At 34.0% G+C, this 18754-nt stretch carries 24 protein-coding genes and 1 pseudogene; 22 read left to right on the forward strand and 3 right to left on the reverse strand.

All coding sequences use genetic code 11. The annotated features are described in order from the left end of the window. Nucleotides 1–362 precede the first annotated feature (362 nt). From HQN90_RS10885 to HQN90_RS10980, 20 genes are all read left to right on the forward strand, one after another. Nucleotides 363–1538 carry a hypothetical protein gene (locus tag HQN90_RS10885; protein WP_173218107.1) on the forward strand — a complete coding sequence of 392 codons (1176 nt, stop codon included), beginning with the start codon at nt 363–365 and terminating at the stop codon, nt 1536–1538. A gap of 429 nt (nt 1539–1967) precedes the next feature. Then, nucleotides 1968–2927, forward strand: coding sequence for a DUF4062 domain-containing protein (locus HQN90_RS10890; RefSeq protein WP_173218109.1), 960 nt, complete (start codon nt 1968–1970; stop codon nt 2925–2927). Between the two features lie 225 nt (nt 2928–3152). Further along, nucleotides 3153–3986, forward strand: a complete 834-nt coding sequence (locus HQN90_RS10895) for a DUF4145 domain-containing protein (protein ID WP_173218111.1) — start codon at nt 3153–3155, stop codon at nt 3984–3986. A gap of 39 nt (nt 3987–4025) precedes the next feature. Continuing rightward, nucleotides 4026–4418 (forward strand): DUF6979 family protein, encoded by a 393-nt coding sequence (locus HQN90_RS10900; protein WP_173218113.1) that lies wholly within the window; start codon nt 4026–4028, stop codon nt 4416–4418. Beyond that, entirely contained in the window at nt 4415–5461 is a 1047-nt protein-coding gene (locus HQN90_RS10905) for a hypothetical protein (protein WP_173218115.1), read from the forward strand. The genes HQN90_RS10900 and HQN90_RS10905 overlap by 4 nt, the downstream gene beginning before the upstream one ends. A 188-nt stretch (nt 5462–5649) precedes the next feature. Then, on the forward strand, nt 5650–6174 hold the full coding sequence (locus HQN90_RS10910; RefSeq protein ID WP_173218117.1) for a hypothetical protein: 525 nt from the start codon (nt 5650–5652) through the stop codon (nt 6172–6174). Nucleotides 6175–6377: 203 nt separating this feature from the next. Then, entirely contained in the window at nt 6378–6956 is a 579-nt protein-coding gene (locus HQN90_RS10915; protein WP_173218119.1) for a tyrosine-type recombinase/integrase, read from the forward strand. A gap of 17 nt (nt 6957–6973) precedes the next feature. Then, the gene (locus HQN90_RS10920) at nt 6974–7252 is read left to right on the forward strand and encodes a hypothetical protein (RefSeq protein WP_173218121.1); all 279 of its coding nucleotides are present in this window, start codon (nt 6974–6976) and stop codon (nt 7250–7252) included. 268 nt (nt 7253–7520) lie between these two features. Further along, nucleotides 7521–8009 carry a hypothetical protein gene (locus tag HQN90_RS10925; protein WP_173218122.1) on the forward strand — a complete coding sequence of 163 codons (489 nt, stop codon included), beginning with the start codon at nt 7521–7523 and terminating at the stop codon, nt 8007–8009. A gap of 25 nt (nt 8010–8034) precedes the next feature. Then, a complete protein-coding gene (locus HQN90_RS10930) occupies nt 8035–8778 on the forward strand; it encodes a hypothetical protein (RefSeq protein ID WP_173218124.1) in 744 nt (247 codons plus the stop codon). A gap of 61 nt (nt 8779–8839) precedes the next feature. Beyond that, on the forward strand, nt 8840–9166 hold the full coding sequence (locus tag HQN90_RS10935; RefSeq protein WP_173218126.1) for a hypothetical protein: 327 nt from the start codon (nt 8840–8842) through the stop codon (nt 9164–9166). Nucleotides 9167–9226: 60 nt separating this feature from the next. Beyond that, the gene (locus HQN90_RS10940; protein WP_173218128.1) at nt 9227–9679 is read left to right on the forward strand and encodes a hypothetical protein; all 453 of its coding nucleotides are present in this window, start codon (nt 9227–9229) and stop codon (nt 9677–9679) included. 164 nt (nt 9680–9843) lie between these two features. Further along, the gene (locus HQN90_RS10945; protein ID WP_173218130.1) at nt 9844–10215 is read left to right on the forward strand and encodes an epimerase; all 372 of its coding nucleotides are present in this window, start codon (nt 9844–9846) and stop codon (nt 10213–10215) included. Between the two features lie 80 nt (nt 10216–10295). Continuing rightward, nucleotides 10296–10643, forward strand: coding sequence for a ribonuclease toxin immunity protein CdiI (cdiI, locus tag HQN90_RS10950; protein ID WP_246362217.1), 348 nt, complete (start codon nt 10296–10298; stop codon nt 10641–10643). Between the two features lie 63 nt (nt 10644–10706). Next, on the forward strand, nt 10707–11207 hold the full coding sequence (locus tag HQN90_RS10955) for a hypothetical protein (protein WP_173218135.1): 501 nt from the start codon (nt 10707–10709) through the stop codon (nt 11205–11207). 196 nt (nt 11208–11403) lie between these two features. Continuing rightward, nucleotides 11404–12072 carry a hypothetical protein gene (locus HQN90_RS10960; protein ID WP_173218137.1) on the forward strand — a complete coding sequence of 223 codons (669 nt, stop codon included), beginning with the start codon at nt 11404–11406 and terminating at the stop codon, nt 12070–12072. A gap of 103 nt (nt 12073–12175) precedes the next feature. Beyond that, a complete protein-coding gene (locus HQN90_RS10965; RefSeq protein ID WP_173218139.1) occupies nt 12176–12358 on the forward strand; it encodes a DUF4083 family protein in 183 nt (60 codons plus the stop codon). Nucleotides 12359–12667: 309 nt separating this feature from the next. Then, nucleotides 12668–13207, forward strand: coding sequence for a DUF4234 domain-containing protein (locus HQN90_RS10970; protein ID WP_173218141.1), 540 nt, complete (start codon nt 12668–12670; stop codon nt 13205–13207). A 183-nt stretch (nt 13208–13390) separates the two neighbouring features. After that, entirely contained in the window at nt 13391–14323 is a 933-nt protein-coding gene (locus HQN90_RS10975) for an NERD domain-containing protein (protein WP_173218143.1), read from the forward strand. Between the two features lie 216 nt (nt 14324–14539). Continuing rightward, nucleotides 14540–15637, forward strand: coding sequence for a hypothetical protein (locus HQN90_RS10980; RefSeq protein WP_173217899.1), 1098 nt, complete (start codon nt 14540–14542; stop codon nt 15635–15637). A 115-nt stretch (nt 15638–15752) separates the two neighbouring features. Here HQN90_RS10980 and HQN90_RS10985 read toward each other — a convergent pair whose 3' ends face one another. Further along, nucleotides 15753–15911: a hypothetical protein gene (locus HQN90_RS10985; protein WP_173218145.1), complete on the reverse strand. Its 159-nt coding sequence runs from the start codon at nt 15909–15911 to the stop codon at nt 15753–15755. 799 nt (nt 15912–16710) lie between these two features. Continuing rightward, nucleotides 16711–17070 carry a helix-turn-helix domain-containing protein gene (locus HQN90_RS10990; protein ID WP_173218147.1) on the reverse strand — a complete coding sequence of 120 codons (360 nt, stop codon included), beginning with the start codon at nt 17068–17070 and terminating at the stop codon, nt 16711–16713. Nucleotides 17071–17306: 236 nt separating this feature from the next. On the opposite strand from HQN90_RS10990, the gene HQN90_RS10995 reads away from it, so the two are divergent. Together HQN90_RS10995 and HQN90_RS11000 are read left to right on the forward strand one after the other, a co-directional pair. Next, a complete protein-coding gene (locus HQN90_RS10995; RefSeq protein ID WP_173218149.1) occupies nt 17307–17972 on the forward strand; it encodes a hypothetical protein in 666 nt (221 codons plus the stop codon). A 336-nt stretch (nt 17973–18308) separates the two neighbouring features. Beyond that, nucleotides 18309–18449, forward strand: a pseudogene (locus HQN90_RS11000) (TCP-1/cpn60 chaperonin family protein); the annotation flags it as partial. Between the two features lie 203 nt (nt 18450–18652). On the opposite strand, the gene HQN90_RS38255 reads toward HQN90_RS11000, so the two are convergent. After that, nucleotides 18653–18742, reverse strand: coding sequence for a YjcZ family sporulation protein (locus HQN90_RS38255; protein ID WP_208629845.1), 90 nt, complete (start codon nt 18740–18742; stop codon nt 18653–18655). Nucleotides 18743–18754 lie beyond the last annotated feature (12 nt).

The following is an 18754-nucleotide window of genomic DNA, read 5'->3' on the forward strand; positions in this document are numbered from 1 at the left end:
ATGGGAAAGGATTCAGTTACATTTGTTCAGGTTTAAATGAAGTAAGTTTGAGAAGGTTTTGGCAATTTAAAGGTACTACTGCCTTAAACAAAGCTCTTGAAGAATATAGAGATATATCAAGACGGTAGAAAATTACCGATGACTAAAAATAACGGTATTTATTTACCGTCACATAAGAAAATAATGGTTAATTTTGACCGTCGATGTTTATTTGGATTGGAAATTCAGGGTAGTATTTAACCTTTATTTGCACAGTATACAAAGAATATTGTATATACAGAACATACTTACTACAGAGAAAAGACTTGGTGGGATGGGATGTATTAATTTAAAAAGGATATTTTAACGGAGGTATTATTAAAGTGGAAAAGACTAGTTTTGTTGGAGTGCCTAATTCATTCTATAATAAGGAATTGCTAAAACCTAGAGAGTTTTACCTGTATTGTTATCTAAATGCTTCAAGGAGTTTTTTAACTGAAAATACAGTTAAGACTAATATAGATTTACTAATTGAAGAAATCAAGTTTGTAAAAAAGCGTCAAGATAATAAGGATGCTATAGTAGAATCACTAAATTCTTTACATGAAAAAGGAATGCTCATTTTTGAATACCAGGATATTAGAAAAGATAAAAAATTAGAAATATCCTTTAGAAAGTTATCCCTTGAAAAGGGATTTGAGAAAATACCATATAAATACTTCGAATTGACATATGACCCAGAAGAATTTATGACTATTTGTGCGATAAAGACCTTTAAAAGGCAGATCTCATTTGCTGAGTTTGGAAGCATACTTAGTTGTTCAGAGAGACATGTAAAAGATTTAATTCCCAAAATGGAGCAGAAAGGTATATTGAATATTAACAACGGTAAGTATTACGTAAATGAGAATAATCAACTTAGACAGGAAACTAATAGTTATTCAATTAATGAAGATCACTTTGTTGGAGAAAACCAACAAGACCAACAAAACCAAGAAAGCCAAACAGGTGGCGATAAGAAGAAACATTTAATTCAATCTGAGACTAGAGCAAATAATTGGGGAGTAAAAGGCAAGAATCTGATTGATAATGACTACTACATTTATTTAACATCTAGTGATGATAAGTTTATAAGAATGGTTGAAAATATTATTAATGTATTGAAAAATCCAAAAGACCCAAGCAAAAAACCGTTTGATTTTACCAAAATGGAAAAGGCTGCTAAAGAAAGGATTCAGAAAGAAAATAAAAAGGAAATGTTAGAGAAGAGCTTGAACTTAGTTAGGTTAAAGGGAATAAAAGACCTTGTACCAGTAACATCTGAAATTATTGATAATATTGATTTTTCCAGTGTAGAAAAGGTTGTTTTCTTATCAAAACAAAACAAAAGAGAAGAAGTTCAACTCGATAGATTGGCTGGCAACAATCCAACCACTAATGCCTTAAAATTAATTGTGGACATGTATAAGAATGTTGTTAGGGAGAATATTGTTTTTGATTATGAACAGGCAATTGAAATAAGGAATCGGATTAAAGAAATGAATGAAAAGATAGCATGATTTTATATGAACCTATGTGTTCCACTACGCTACATTTGTTACAATATACGTTAACGTTTCAATATAAAACGCTTTTGAAAGCTTATTCCTTTATCGAATAAGCTTTTTTACGTTAAGGATAAAAACCTCCTTAACGAGTGCAGCGGCGAAGTGCTTAAATAAAATAACTGTTTTATCTAAGGTGGATAGCTCATTAGACGAGCAGAAATGGGTGCAGGATTGATCGTGTTCATGGATGGATGCTTGGGATGTAGTCTCTTGTGATGCGCTAATTACGGTACTTAGATGGATTAAGCAATATTTGTGAAATGTTGTCCTTATTAGGAGAACTCAATTCTGATTTGTCCTATATCAGAACGAAATGAATATGGTTGTTGAAAGGCGGAAGTTGTATAATAGTGGAATAAAATGTAATAGAGGTGTTGCAATTTGAGAAAAAAACTTCAAGTATTTATATCTTCTACATTTACAGATTTAATAGAAGAAAGACAAGTTGCAGTAAAAGCTGTTCTTAACTCTGGACATATTCCAGCAGGAATGGAGTTGTTCACCGCTGGCGATGAATCGCAAAAACAGATTATTAAGCGGTGGATAGATGAATCAGATGCCTATGTATTAATTCTAGGTGGTAGATATGGTTCAATAGATAAAGATACAGGGATAAGTTATACCCATTGGGAATATGACTATGCAGGAGAAGTTGGTAAGCCTAGATTTGCGATTGTTCTCAGCGATAGAGCTATTCAGGAAAAGATTGTAAAGTTGGGTTATAAAGATGCAACTGAACAAAATAATCCACAATTGCATAAGAACTTTAGAGATGGATTATTGGACACAAAATTGGTTAGTCCTGTAGATGATCATAAAGATATAGAGTTAAGTATCTTCAAGTCGTTAAGAGAAATTGAACAAAGAACTGATTTGTCAGGTTGGGTGTCAGGTAAAGATGTTCCAGATGTGAGAAATATATTGGAAGAGAATGCGAAGCTTTTGAAGGAGAATACAAAGTTAACAAATGAAAATGTTAAGCTTAAACATAAATCTCAAAAAGATGATCTATATAATGGGCATACATACGAAGAAGTTATGATTTATTTAATTAATACATTTGTTGAAATACCTGAGGCAATCGATAAAGATAAAACACAAGCCAATTTACTTGAAATTATTTTAGTTTCGCATAATAACTTTGCAACTGGCATTACAAATAGGTATGATATGGGGGACTCTGATAAGTTTTTATACTATAAAGTTGCTCCTAAGTTAATGAGTTTTGATCTTGTGGAGAAAAGCAAGATTGCGGGAGTCCAGTATGAGAAAATTCAATTGTCCAAACTAGGTCACAAATTTTATGCAAGACTAGAGATTCAAAAAGGAAAACTGAAATAAGAATAATATAATTGAATAATTTTATAGAGGGAAGTCACTTGGGTAAAGTAATCCGTGTGACTTTTTTGCATACTTGAAAGTGAGATTTTATGTACATAGTATCATGCCTTGGAAGAGTTCGTTCCAAAGGCTATAATTCATTGTAATTACACTCAATGTTTCCATCACATGGTATAATTTATTAGACACTTTGCAACTAAAATCCTACAAAAGGTGTGATCATATTTGATTGACAGTTTAGAAGGTTTAAAAAGATGTGTTATGAATATTTCTGAATATGAAGTTCATGGTGGAGGATTTAGTAAAAAATTAACAAAGATTGTTTTCAAACCTGACCCTCATGGAAATATGTATTGTCCTAAATGTGGTGACGTAAGAAAAATGAAAATAACAAACTTGTTTCCACAGATAGACCCAAATGAAATTTCACAAATTGGATTGAACTGTTTAAATAAAGACGAAGATAAGTATCCAGCAAATTTTATAAACAAAGTAAATCAAAAGATAACTCCATCATTATGGAAATATTCATGTCTTCAATGTAGTACTTATTTTACAGGTCTTATATACAATGGCCAGTCTGGGCAAGATTTGAATGTGCTGTCTAATTGCAATGGTGGGTTAACAACTCCAAATACTCCAGAAAGTGTAGCCTATTATTTAGATCAAGCATCTAGGGCGCAATCTGTAAGAGCAACCAGTGCAGCCATGGCAATGTACAGGGCTGCACTTGAACACATTTTATTTGATCAAGGATTTACTGAGGGAATGCTTGGAGGGAAACTTAAGACACTGGAGAAGGCTATTAATAATGGAACAGCTCCTAAATGGGCGTTAGAATTAGAAACGGAGTTCTTGAAATACATCAAGGATATGGGGAATGGAGCCATTCATTCTAATGATGGAAACATTGAACAACAAGCAATAATTGATAATGATCTGCTTCAGAGAGTCACAGAAGTTTTTCGTATGTTACTATTTGTTATTTATGAGATCGATATTCATAAAAAGAAGTTGTTAGAGTCCTTCAGAACCGTAGCAAATACTTTGAATAAGTAGATGTGTGAATTATCAATTCGTGAGGACAGTGGAACAACAATGAATAAATATGGTCAAGCTGCAATAAAAGCAATTAAGTTAATCGAAACTAACCAAGCGTCTACTGCATTAGAAGCATGGAACATTACTACCAAAGAGTTATTTGGAATTGGAACATCATCGCAGAAAAAAGGCTGTCCAAAGAATGCTTTTCTAGGCTTGTGTGAAACTGGCTTAGTTAGTTGTATTCCGCAAGGGAACTACACAGTCAGAAGTGATTCATCGAAAAATAAGGGATATGCTATTAGAGCTGTGCAACTGTTGAAGGAGAATCCAATACTAACTGAGAATAAGAATGCTCTTTGGGAGTTAGTTATTGATGGTGAAGCTAAAAAACACAATTCACAAATGGATGTAGTTTTGGCTTTGTGGAAAGATGGGAGGATTTCATGACAGTAGGTTTTCTATTAGGAGCTGGTTTTTCAAAAGCACTTCATCCATCTATGCCATTAGTGTGGGACTTACTCCAAAAAATAGATATGCCTGATGATGTGCCGCATTCAATACGTGGTGATTTAGAACAGACATTAAGTTATTTATGGACTAACTACCCTTGGAACACTGAAATGCAACATTTGAAAAACAAATACGAGTTCTTACGATTAAATCAAGCAATTTATAAAATTATCTCTGAATCTGAGCTTGATGCATGGAATAGCATTTATGAGAACGATTATTCAAGAGTTGTAAAAGTTTCTAGTGAAGTGGACAACTTACGTTGGCAAGCAAGACTTTGTGGCTTACTTTCTAACCCAGAAAAATATTGTCTAGTGACTATGAACTATGATACGTTGCTTGAGCGGTTAATGATGGCTTATGGTACGAATAACTTAATATATCCTGCACCTCTACAAAGATTAAGTGGGATTTGGAGTCAAGAAACAACTTTGGATGGTGGAGAGTTTCATAATGCTGTGTTTAAGAGTTGGTTTACTTGGGCAATAAGACCACAACTTTTTAAACTTCATGGGTCAACCTCATGGTATTCACTTGACCCATTAGAGGCGAATGCACCTATATATGGTGTTGATATGAGTCAAGAGTATCTTTTCGGAAGTCAAAGCACTAATCAAGAAGTTGATAATGCCCTCACATCAATAATTGTACCACCAGTAGCGGATAAATCCTCACTTTACAATAATAAGGTTTTAAGATCTCAATGGATTGGAGCAAGTCAAGGCTTACAAGATTGTGAAACACTTTATTGTGTTGGCTATTCTTTTCCGCAAAGTGACTTGCCAATGGAGCTTTTTCTTGGACAATCCTGTATGAGGATAAAGCATGTGGTGATAGTGGATTTAAAAAGAGACGAAGATAAATGGAATAGAATAAAGAAGTTGTTTGCTAGAGATGTAGAAGTTGAATGGATAGTAGGGAAAGATTGTGTTGAAGAGATGGCATTAAGGTTGATTGAGGAAGAATCTGAATGCGAATAAGTAAGATTGAATAAAGTAATAAGCCGCATTGGACTGATGTGGCTTTTTGGTATACAGTAAAGTGAGATTTAATGTAGGTTCATTACACGTATTAATGGTATATTTCCCTATTTTTAATTATGGTATTATATTGAGATGGATGTATTCAATAAAGAATGACAATTCCGTTAAAGGGAGACTTGATTGATATGAACTACAATGAGCATCAACGAAAAAACTTTAAGGCGATTGGTCAACAACATACAATTTGGTTAATGAATGCTAAAGACTTAAAAAACTCTGCTGATGTCCTACTTGAACGTATTCATGAGGTTAACAGACGAATAAGTGAACATGAACCAGTTGATTTAATAGAAGATACAGGAGTATTTAAAGTGTACATGCTTCTTGCTGGATTAAGTTTAGAAAACGTAATTAAGGGCTTAATTATTTCTAGAAACCCTACAATAGTTACTGACGAAGAAGTTAAATTCTCAGGATCTGGGCATAAACTCATTGAATTATTTAGGCTAGTAAATATATCTTTAAACAATGATGAAATAAAGTTCCTAGAACTGATTGAAGAATTTATTATGTGGGCTGGAAGGTATTCACTCCCTAAAAAAAGTCAATATTTTCAGAATCGTAAAAGTCCAAATATTCCTATGATTGGAATCCCTAGAGATTCAGATATGTTTAATAATTTATTTTCACGCATAGTAGAAGAATACTAGTGTATCATTCATTACTTATTGCTACCTTCGGTTAATCCAATTTTCCTATTTGACAAAACTACATTGTGACAAGTTCGTAACGGTGCATCCCTTTTTTTTAGAGGGTTTGCACCTTTTTTATTTATTTTCTCCAGGAACTGGACAAGCGATTTGTCTTATTGTAAGCTGCTGCTGGGATTAAGACAAATAAGGAGTTGAAAGCTATGGAAATGGTTCAACCTCTAAGAGATCGTACTAAAATTGAAGAAATCAAACAATTATTGTCGGTTAACAAAAGAGATTTTCTTATGTTTGTTTTAGGTATCAATTGCGGTTTGAGGATAAGTGATATTCTTAGAATGGAGATAGGAGATGTTATTGATCGTAGTGGAAGACCAAAGAAATACTATGAGCTTCGTGAAAAGAAGACAAACAAGTACAAACGATTTATTTTTGCTGAAAATGTACAAGCAGCCATCCTGAGTTACTTGAATGGCTACATAGGCAATTATGACAGACCTCTGTTTTTATCACGTAAATCAGGAGCAAATGGACATAGTAAGCCCCTGACACGACAACAAGCATATAACATCTTAAATGATGCAGCTCGTAATGTTGGAGTAGATGATAATATTGGAACTCATTCATTAAGGAAAACTTTCGGATACTTCGCCTATAAAGCAGGAACAGATATTGTATTGCTACAGCAGATATTTAATCATACATCTCCATCCGTAACCCTTAGATATATTGGGATTTTACAGGATGACATGGATAAAGTAATCATCAATCTTAATTTATAAGGGTGGAGGACTAGACATTGGACAACTACTTTGACTATGTGATGGAGAATGTAACCAGGGAAGACTTGACGCTTTTAAAGATACTAAATGGAAGCGGAGAACTAACAAAATTTAGAGCTATCACACTCATCTCATTAAGAGAGAAAAGCGAAATGTCAGAAGCGATATTTAGAAAAGTCTTTACTGGGCTAACTTATATTAGATTTATTGAGTCAGACAAGGGTGCAAGAGAACAACGTGTAATCATTACTAGTTACGGTAAGGAAGCGTTGAAGGTACTACTGGAAGAAATGTAAATAGTATTGATACATAGAGTGGGGAGTGTCCAATGCGGATATTCCCTTATTTTTGTTGGGGCAGGGGGGGGATGGTTACTACTTTTTATGGTTTTGTTAGTTTTGTCAACGGTATAGGCACTACAGCTCGTTGCGCTATGTGGTATTTCATTCACGTGTAAACAATCAATTTGTTAGCCTAGTATCTCACATTTGTGCGAAAAGTTATCACCTATTACGCTGTGTCAAATGGTACAATAGGGATAAAAAGGAAATAGGAGAATATCCTTTGAAATATTTTACTGATGAATTATGGACTCAAATGAATTATGGAAGCACTGTAGATCAAGAACAGGCACATCATCAATGGACAGAGAACAATAAAGCATATGCTGCACTCTACCCAAGTCTTCAAGATAGGCTATCACGTAAGGTTTACGATCACTTCAAAACTAAAGGCTTCCATGATTATCGCCTTAAGAATGTGGAAGTGAAGCATTCAGATTATGGTGTATTGAACCCTGTTAAGGTTGCATTAACAGTCACTGACTATTCAGAGGAATGGACGATTACGTTCAAGAAAATAAAGAAGCTTGAATTGAAGTTTGAATGTGGTGAGAGTGATTTTGAAAAGCGCAGAGGGTTTGATGACTGGGGATACAACGAAATATTGATTGTAGATGATGATACGTTGTCGTTTGAGGTGCTTTTTGCTTCTGGAGCTGCGATCTTGGTTCATTTCAAGAATAACTATATTTTTCTGAGTAAGTATGAATAAATGAAAAAGGCTGGTAGATATAAAGATGAATAGTAATCCGTACATAGCCGCAATAATTACAGCATCAGCCGCATTTGTTGCTGCAGTTGCAGCTCAGATGTTATCCCACTGGTTAACAAAGAAGCGTGAGAATCATAAATACAATAAAGAGGTATATCAAAAGTTATATGCTCCCATTCTATTTGAGTTATACGTGTTTTTTGATGTAAGAACTGCTTTTAGGAGAGCGCATGATATTAAAGGTGATGTAGATGTCAATGAGATTAAAAGTAAAATAGTCAAACATATCGCCGCAAATCAAATGTATTCTTCCCCTAGAATTATTTCAGCACTACATAGAGTCAGGCACTTTGATTATCATGAAGATTTACAGGTAGGTAATTTACAAAATATTGCTGAGATTGAACTACTCTGGTGCATGTTAGATCAACTAGTCAATCTTAATGAAACAACGAATTTATTTGACAGAGAAAACAAAGATATTCTTATGAAGTATAGCTTTCACTATATTCTATGGACAATTATCTCCATATTAAGAGGTGAAGATGCTTACGAAATACTAAGTTATAAACATTCCTTGAATATTGATACAGCAATTGAGAAATTCTACAAAGGTTTAAAGAAGGATTTCAAAAGGTATAGATTAGGTCAACAAGATAAACAGTTTTTAAAACAATCGCTTGAAGAAGTAATAAGTAGGCTAACCAATGGATCTGGGGAATTTAGTCCTCATGGAAAAACATATTTGGAGAGATCGAAGAATACTTGAGCGATAAAATCACGATTTGATAAAGCACTGTTAAGTTCAACAAGGATGGAGGGAAAGGCTTTTGAAAATTGTAGAGGTAACATCAATTGGTATCACATTTGTTGATAGTTACGTTATGACTAAGTTCATTGATTTTAAAGAGTGTAATGAAAACTGGGTAATGTATAACAAAAGGAAAAAGAATTGGTCAGAAGATGAAGTGGAGCAATATCGCACTAAGAGTAAGTGCGTAGGTCAAAGGGATATTTGTGGTAAACCATGCTATTTTGAATTTTTCACAAGACCTTTCACCAAAATTGAGTTTACTAATTTTTTGGCACAAAACCATTTCAGAGACTTGCAAAGGAAAATTCTTGAAGTTGGTTGGACTACATTTGACTTGAGCTAACTGATTATATGAATAAAGAAATAAAACATGGATATATTCACAGTGTTAAAGGAGGTTCAGTTGGAAAAAGAGCAGATACCTGACAATGTTTCTATTGAATTGAGAAAGAAAATGGAGAATACATGGGACACAAATTTGCTTCATTACTGGTATCCACTATCAAAGTGCAAAAGAAGTGACATTATTGCTTTTGATGCTGATTACATTGAGGATAATAGGAGTAAGCTTGATTGCATTATAATGTTGTTAAAGGAACATGGAGTAGATGAGATATATGAATTTTTTGAATCAGGTTATGATTACAAAGTACAAATATCAGAACTACATCCTTTCTACGGATACTTTAATGCATCAACAGGTGGAGAAGGATTTTGGTGTTCTGAGAAAATGGACTGGATTATATATGCATCCCATGAAAGGACAATAACTATTGGTGGAGAATGGCTAATAAAAGAACTGAAGTTGTTGTGGGGAGATTGGAAAAATCATATAACGTGGGATACAAAGAACTAAACATAATTCAATGTGCAGCGGCAGATGTAACAACTAAGCTATGGTGATTGTCGTGTACTTACCAATCCTGTAAGTATCAGGATGCAAACATTTGCATTATCATGTAGCTTTTGGAGAGCCGCTGATAGCCACATGAATGATTATATTTGAGAGGAAACTATTGAATGAGCAAAAAGCACTTAGATACTTTTGGAGAAATCTTAATAAATAAAGTTCGTGATGTAGCAATTCATAACTGGGATAATATCATTGATGGTAATATGAAAGGTCAAAGAGCTAAAGAAATTCGTGAGAAGTTGTCCATTTTTAATGATGAACAAATTGAAGTTTTAAAAGATGTATTTCCAATGGTTGTTGATTCCACTCTACATCATTTGCTACGGACACTAGAGCAAGAGGATGCAATTGAACTATCCGTTGAGGTTGAGCAGAAAGCAAAAAGAATTAGGGATATTAGCGATGGGTTAGCAGGAGAACTTTATACAGAAGATGGTTGGATTATGCGATTTAGCAATAAGCGATATAACGAAATGTAACCTAAGAGAGTAATTTTATTAGTCAGTTTGTTTATTAACGCTTACGAGAGAGAGTGTGGTTAATGTTGAGGAAGGAAAGGTTGACGGAAGCAGAATTACTTAGTCCTCAGGACTTTCCAGTAAAAACATTCTTTAACGCTATACCTGACTATAATTTTGAAACTGTGATACAACAAATGGTACTTGGTATAGGAAGTGGATTTAACGCTACTGGGTGCTTATTCCCAGATGATTTAGACCCTCACGAAGAAAAATTTGAGGGTATTATGTTTTATTTACATAAGGAAGAAGTAATCTTAGATTATGAAACCTTTTACTTTTATCTTATCAAAGCATGTAGAATCTACGTTGGGGACTCTTCTATACAAAAAGAAATTGTCTACAGCTTAGTTGAGAAGATAAAAGAAAAGTACATTGCAAAAAAGTGAGATTTCTCACATTGAATAAAACATGGATTTCATATTAGTATGCTTTGAAAGTGGTGTGAATGATTGAAACTAAAGTTAATACATATACCATTGCTTTTGGCGGTTGCATTCGTTGCGTTCCTAACTTTTCCTTGGCTTGCCATTTTCATTGGTATTCATTCACAACCGAATCCGCCACGCCCTGAAATAACACATGGGGAATTTCCATTTCGTTTGGAATACGAATTAAATGGGCAACGGAAAGTTATTGAAGATACAATAATATGTGATTTTGATGGTTTTGGTGCTGATGAAGGGCGTGGAAAATATCGCAATTGGAAGGTTAGATTGGTTAGTGGCAGTGAAAATGTAACTTTGCTGAAAGTCGATGACAAGAAAGAAATAGAATTTTCCCATGGAAGTGCAGAATATTATATGGGGGATTCGGAAATTGAGAAGAATGATAGTAGCTTTCCTGATGCTATATATGTTGCCAAAAATAGTAGTGGGATAGTTCGTGCAAATGAATTATTTGATAGTTACCATATTAAACTGATTAGTTGGGAGTCTGCCCCTCCAATCTAAAAGAGAAGTTTTATGTAAGGGGAAGATGATTGGAAGAGGGCGGGTTAGATGCATTAGTAACGCTGAGTATGCTAAAACTTCGTTTTCAGGAGGAAATACAGTTATCTGTAAAGAACATCCAAGTGAAATACGATTTGTAATATACATGTGGATTTTTTAACAGTTACTTGAAGTTAGTACAAAGAAAGGAACAACTATGGATATTAACGATTTATTTAATGAACTTGAGATACTAAGAACCCCTTTTGAAATGAAGGACTATTTTGATCGAATTATATTTTTAATTAATGAACAACCTGAATTATTAGAACAAGCTAGGTTAAACAAAGGAAAGTATAAACAGTTTATTGAGGAGTTTTATCCGCTGTACTGTTTTAGTCAATCAAAGTACTGTAAACATAATTCCAGACTAAAGATTATTATTGGGAACCAACCATATGATGCCATAATGCATTTAGAGGATGGTACAGAAGAAAAGTTTGAATTGACAAATTATATTGATGGCGAATGGGAATTTTTTAATGCAAAAGAACTTAATAAAAGTGGCATTGGTAAAATTCGTTTTAATGATACTAGAAATTTAGTTGCTAGGGAACAGGAGTACCTACAAAAAATAATGAAGAACGTTGAAAAGAAATCGAAAAAAGACTATTCTCATGCTAATATTATTTTCGTGGTTAATACATCTGATTACTTTGAGGTTTATGGTAGAAGCTCTAGATCATTTGTTCGAAGATTAAAAGATGAGTTAATGAATGTAAAATTAAATGCAAAAACAATTTTTTTACTTGTACTGAATAATCAAAGTATAGATAGTATTAATGAAAATCTTCTATTAATAAAAGAAAATGCGCAATTCGACTAAAAGCTTTGATCTGTACCAGATCTGTTTAACTTTAATGGATAATAATGATTCGATATGAGAAGTTTATCTAAGTTGAAATGCATGTTGAGAAGGAGAAATATGATTGGGATATTCGTTTTCGCTAATAACTGCGTTAATGCAAGTAATCTCTTTACTACTGGTAATTTTGGTAATCGTTGCGCTGATCAGCGGCATGAGATTTATGTACTGGAAGAAGAAAAACGATGTTGAAATGGGTAAGAAGCTTGATAAAGTAATTGGATTACTTGGTAAGGATAAGTCTTAAATATGATGAAAAATAGTCAGTTCAAGTACACAGCGTTGATAGAGTTATTGCTTGAAGTTCGCTCTCGTAGATTCACCCAATTCAGACGTTTCTTAGATTTAAAGATGTTAATGAAGTGCTGGAGTACCTTTGGACTCAAGCATTAAAAGTTTAAGACAGGGGAGCGAATCTGTCTTTGATAATTTGAAGCTTTTCTTTGCTCCAACTGGCTCATTGCAGGAAATATCTATTGATAGTGGTTGGGGAAACGAGTTTATTTAGATTTCAATTAGGTTTGATAATCTGATGGCAACTATGGGAGGAAACCAATTGAATGAGATTCAAGTTGTAAACACCACAGTAGAAAGACCAAGCGAAGTGACATACTCAAATGTACAACCAATCTGGCATTTGATTGTACTAACGATAGTTACAACTGGATTCTATCAAATGGTGTGGTTTTATAAAACGTGGAAACAATTGCAAAAGCATAACAATTGGCAAGTAAGTTACGTGTATAGGACAGTATTTTCATTCATACCTTTCATTGGTTTTATTATTGTGGTTAATTTATTCAAACGAATCAATAGACTTTTGAAGCAACATGATATACACGTTAAGATGTTTCCAATTATTATGATGCTTGGATTCTATATCCTTAATGCACTTTTTAAGTTACCACATCTATATTGGTTAATAGGATTTTTGTCAATTGCTCCACTTGCTTATGCACAGTATGCGTTAAATTTATATTGGATGAAGGTACAGCCAGAGCAAAGAGTGGAAGAAAAGTTTACGAAGAGACAATGGGGGCTAGTGGTAATTGGTTCTTTGTTCTGGTTGTTGGTACTACTTGGATTATTCATTTAGCTTCTAACAAAGTGGTAACTTGCAGGTGGGCATAAATCATATATATTTGATCAATGAAGCTTCCATGAATGGAAGCTTTTTGTATGTTCCTATGAATATAGACCTACAAAATATTGCATTATTCTCCACAAATCAAAGGTCACATGGTACAATTTAACTATTCAACCAGATAAGGAGAGTCATATGTCACTTTTAAAGAAGCTATTTGGCAAGCGAACAATTCAGAGTCCAACCTTCATAAAGGACTTCTCTAAAGACAACCATCAACTCATTACCTTGAATAAACTCTTAAACAGTGTTATTGATGGTGAAAACAATGTTTACTTCGAATTGAAGAACTCATTTCTACCTATCATTTGTCTCCATGATATTCGTATTGAATATGGTGATTACGTGGCTCAACTTGATTTTGTCGTGATTTCGAACAAATTTACATGCATTTTGGAGACAAAGAAATTAAGTGGTAATATCTCCATTGATTCAGATGGTAACTTTGTACGAACCTTGAAAAATAGAAATGGAAGAGAGTACAAAGAGGGCATATACAGTCCAATTACTCAAAATACAAGGCATGTAGATATTCTTAAGCATGTTCTTTCCAAAGAGTTGAAGATCAACAATATGCCAATCCTGTCTCTTGTGGTGATGGCTAACCCAAAAACGATTATTAAGAAAGTCAAATGCCCAGCAGAGATTGAAAAGACACTGATTAAGTATGACCAAATAAAAGTTACGTTAGAGAAATATCAAAATGATAAAGCAAATCAATACGATTTAGCGGAAGATAACATGTTTGATATTGCTAATCTCTTGGTTAAGCTGAATACACCAATTGACATGGACTTTGATGCAAAACATCAGCTTTCAAGCATAGAGGTTCCTGTTCAGATTAGTAGGAAAGATGAATCTCAGCTTCGTGAAGAACTTACAGCATATAGACTTCTGACTTCAAGGGAAGAACAAGTGAAAGCTTATTTCTTATACAATAACGCTGAGATGGATGATATGATTGCCAAGTATCCACGAACGGAAGCTGAACTTCTTGAAGTGAAAGGGTTTGGCAAGGTTAAGGTTGAAAAATATGGTAGTGCGATTCTAAGTATCTTCAATGGGTGAGAAAATGACTAATGGCACATCAAAAAATGCAATTGAAGTGTAGAGATTTAATGTTTAGAATGCGTCTATTTCGATGGGTTCCCATACAAGTAGTTCGGTTTGTTGGAATGGCTGGATTTATAGTTTTGGGCTACAAAAATTTTCTGAATACAGGAGTTAAATGAAGGACTTAGCTAGTGAATGATTGTATAAATGTAGAAAGTTTCGGTGGATAGTATGCGTGGAAATCGTTTTTGGGAATTTTATCTAGTAAGATATTTACTTGGAACAATATTTGGAGTAGTGGTTTTATTTTATCTTGTGATTAATTACAATAACCAAATTACAGCTTCCTTTTTTGAAAGTGAAATACCTTCGAAAATTGAAAAAATAGAATGCAAGGATAAACAAATTTCAGGTGATAAATTAGAATGCAAGGAAAAAGAAAAACAAAAAGCTGAAGAGCTGCTTAACGCAGGCGATAGTCTAGGGGCTGTTAGGATGCTTCCAGATGAGGAAAAGATAAGCGCCAAAATAGCAAGTTTGTTGTATGAAACGACTTATGATTTAGGGAAAAAAGATGTAATTGATATTTTGAAAACTTTAAGTAGTACTGATCAAAATTCAAGTAAGAATATTGCGGAAAATATTCAGTTAAAACAAACTGGCTTTCCTATTCTTGCAACGATTGTATTGGTAGTATCTGGGTTCTTATACATGTACTTTTCAAGTATGGTTATTCTGGTTTTACATGGAATACGTTCAGTTCTTTTTCATAAATTCTTTGATAAAATTAAAATTAGTCAACAAAAGTTTATTGTATTGATACTAGGGGTATTAGTAGTTTTGATATTTATGTATTTTATTCGTTCTTCCAATAATGATATTCCAAGACATTGTGTAAGTATTATTCTGACTTTACTAGTCTTCGGTAGTATGAAAGTAAACTATTTGTCAGTTCTAAAGTTTTATAATGATCTAAGTTTGTTTAGGTCAAAAACAAGTCATAAGCAAAGTACAATAGAGATTAAGGAGATTTCATTGAAGGGATTTAAACAAACAACAAGTTATGCGGAGTCTTCTAACGATCCATCTTCAGAAACGGGGCAAGAAGAACGCAAAGAATACATTGAATCATATAAGCATTTGAGAGAACATGGAAATGCATTTGGTATAATTATTTGTGAGCTTATATTTGCTGCTTGGCTTATTTTCTGGAACTTTTCATATTGGTCAATTTTTTATTGGTGTCTCATTGGATTTTCTTCATGGATACTTGGTACTTATTTGGAGTATGGTGGAGTAATTAGTGCAAATAGAAGAAAACTTAGTTAGAATCCAGACTATTCCAAATAATAAAGTGTATTTCACTTTGCCCTTTTAGCTTAGATAAAATTCTTCTTCCATGTAAGAATCCCCTTACTCCATAGCAAGGGGATTCTTAGTTAATTTAAAAAGAATGAATTAATTCAATTACAAGCCATACTAATAAGCTTGCCAGCGCACTTGTAATCACTCTTGTTAAAAAAGAAGCCCAATAACTTGGTGAGTGTATGCGTTTCTTAATTAATTCCAATATTATCTTTAATAACTTCTTTAATTTTTCCATCGTAAACCCTCCATTAGTATCTAGTTTAATGAACGATAGGAGGGGGAAATAAACCTACAAAATATGGGCTTGGTATAAAAAGGTTATATGTAGAGTGGTCAAAGTAATGTAGAGTGGTCATAAGTAATGTAGAGTGGTCAAAGTAATGTAGAGTGGTCAAAGTAATGTAGAGTGGTCATAAGTAATGTAGAGTGGTCAAAGTAATGTAGAGTGGTCAAAGTAATGTAGAGTGGTCAAAGTAATGTAGAGTGGTCAAAGTAATGTAGAGTGGTCAAAGTAATGTAGAGTGGTCATAAGTAATGTAGAGTGGTCATAAGTAACGTAGAGTGGTCATAAGTAATGTAGAGTGGTCAAAGTAATGTAGAGTGGTCATAAGTAATGTAGAGTGGTCAAAGTAATGTAGAGTGGTCAAAGTAATGTAGAGTGGTCAAAGTAATGTAGAGTGGTCATAAGTAATGTAGAGTGGTCATAAGTAATGTAGAGTGGTCAAAGTAATGTAGAGTGGTCATAAGTAATGTAGAGTGGTCAAAGTAATGTAGAGTGGTCAAAGTAATGTAGAGTGAAACCTTTTTAAGATAAGCCGTGATAGTATGTAAGTTTTGTTGCCCTACTCACAGTCCATCTATTTCAATTCTAGCATAGATGATTTATTAAATCTACTATGAACCCTAGTAGCTTAGATCGAATATAATAACAGACGCTTCAGGATGCAATCCTGAGCGTCTATTTGTTTTGAGTTAGGTGTTTGTAGCCTAGCTCATGCAAGCGGTGCAGATGCCACTTCGTATGGCTAAATTCATTATTTAATCTTATCATATGTGTCCAACATGTCTTTCACTAACCGCAAAACCAACTGTATCTCCTCTGTTTTACGTCCGTGGACAAGTGAGTTAAGTGTATCTACAAGAAGCTTTTTATCAGTGCGTTCATTAATGGATTCAATGTTCTCAAATTTAAATATTTCTCCTGGGGTCACTTCTAAAGCAGAGATTACTTTTTCAAGTGTTTCTAATGTAATATTTCGTTCTCCTCTTTCAATATCAGAGATATAGCGATTATGTATTTGTGCTTTTTCAGCAAGTTGATCTTGAGTGTAGTTCTTTTCCTTACGTAAAGTACGTACACGTTCTCCGACCAATCTTAAAAGGTCTAAGGACATATGTTCACTTCCCTTCAACTCAAGATTAGGGAAGTTCAATTGATGTTAACACGCCTAGTATGTAGGAATATTTTATTTTATTCTATATATAAGTTGTGTTATTATCATTGTTGAATACCTGAATTTGGGTTTTATAGAAAGCAAAGAGATATGGAGGACGATTTGTCTTTCTCTATCTTTTGTTTTGAAAATATAACAACAAAAAATCTAAGTTAAATAAGTAAAGTGAGGTCAACATGATAAAGAGTAAACTAATGGTAAGTACTACGCTATCAATAATAATATTCACAGGATGTACGAATGTAAGTACTAGTAATCAAGCAAAACCTACTGCTCAAGCAACATCTACAAATCAAGCATCAAAGTCAACACAGGAAGCTTCAACAGGAAGTAAATATGATTTAGCTTTTAATGAAATAAAAGATAAGCGCTATGAAGAAGCAGATAAACTTTTGGAAGCAGAAATAAAAGATGTATTTTTTACGAAGATTGATCTACTGCCAGTAGAGAAGCAGGATTTAGTAAATTTGCGTTACTTTGTAAAGGTACAGAAAAGCATTCCGAATGATTTAGACAATGCAGTGAATTATTTGAATCAGCTAAAACCCATAAAGGATCTAGTTAGCGAAAAGGAAATTAAGGATTTACTTTCGAAGTACCAACCAGAGGTGGATGCAAAGTGGTCAAACAAGTATACAAGGGAGCAGCTTTTAAAAGATAATAAAGCTCCATCCAAAAATCCAGAGGATTACAATTCAAAAGGTGAGTATGTACCAAAGAATGGTGCTTCGAAGAATCCAGCAGATTATAATGCTAAAGGTGAGTACAAGCCAGTTGAATCCATGACAAAAGAAGAAAAGCTGAAAGAACTTGAAGAGATGCTAAACAGGGCAACAAGGTAGATGAGTGACAAGTAAATGTGGAAGGTGATGAGATGTTACTCTGATTTATAAGAATGATCTCATCGCTGGATTAAGTGGAATAGTTGATATTGCATACATGAAAGAGTAGCCATTGCTGCTCTTTTTTGTAGTAGAGATAAATTGGAGTTGGGGATGCTTATAATTGGGCAAATGGGATGGTCGGGCTAATGTGAAAAAAAGGGATGTGTGAAGATAAAATGTCAACACCAGTTTACTTAATACCGTCACTACCTTATAATGTAAATTGTAATAACAATACGAGAAGTGGTCTATATTTTATTGGATACTAATTTTACGTGATAATATCAAGTGCAGACGCGTTCCGCACTGCAAAACGCAGCATCCGTAGCAGCTATGTTCTTGACTACTGAAGCGGTTATCGCTGATAAGCCAGAAAAAGACAAACCAGGCATGCCTGATATGGGCGGCATGGGTGGAATGGGCGGAATGATGTAATAGTGGCTGAATAGCCTTATGCATCAACGGTTTCCATTGTCATCTGTTATCTTGGGTAACAAATAAGTAACGCTTAATCATAGCAGAAGCCTCTCTTGCGTTCAGCAAACGTATGAGAGGCTTCTTTCTTTTTAGTTAAAGCATAACAAAATGCAGCAAAAGGGAGATAGCCCCCCCTTGCTGCATTTTTCTTTACTCTAATCTTACCAAGCAAAAGCTACTGTAATAATCACTAAGAGGATAAAAAGAACCAGAATTGCTGCTGCATTGTTGCCTCCATAAGCTGCTCCCATAGTTAAGCACTC

This window comes from Paenibacillus alba, assembly GCF_013204855.1.
Classification (GTDB): domain Bacteria; phylum Bacillota; class Bacilli; order Paenibacillales; family NBRC-103111; genus Paenibacillus_E; species Paenibacillus_E alba.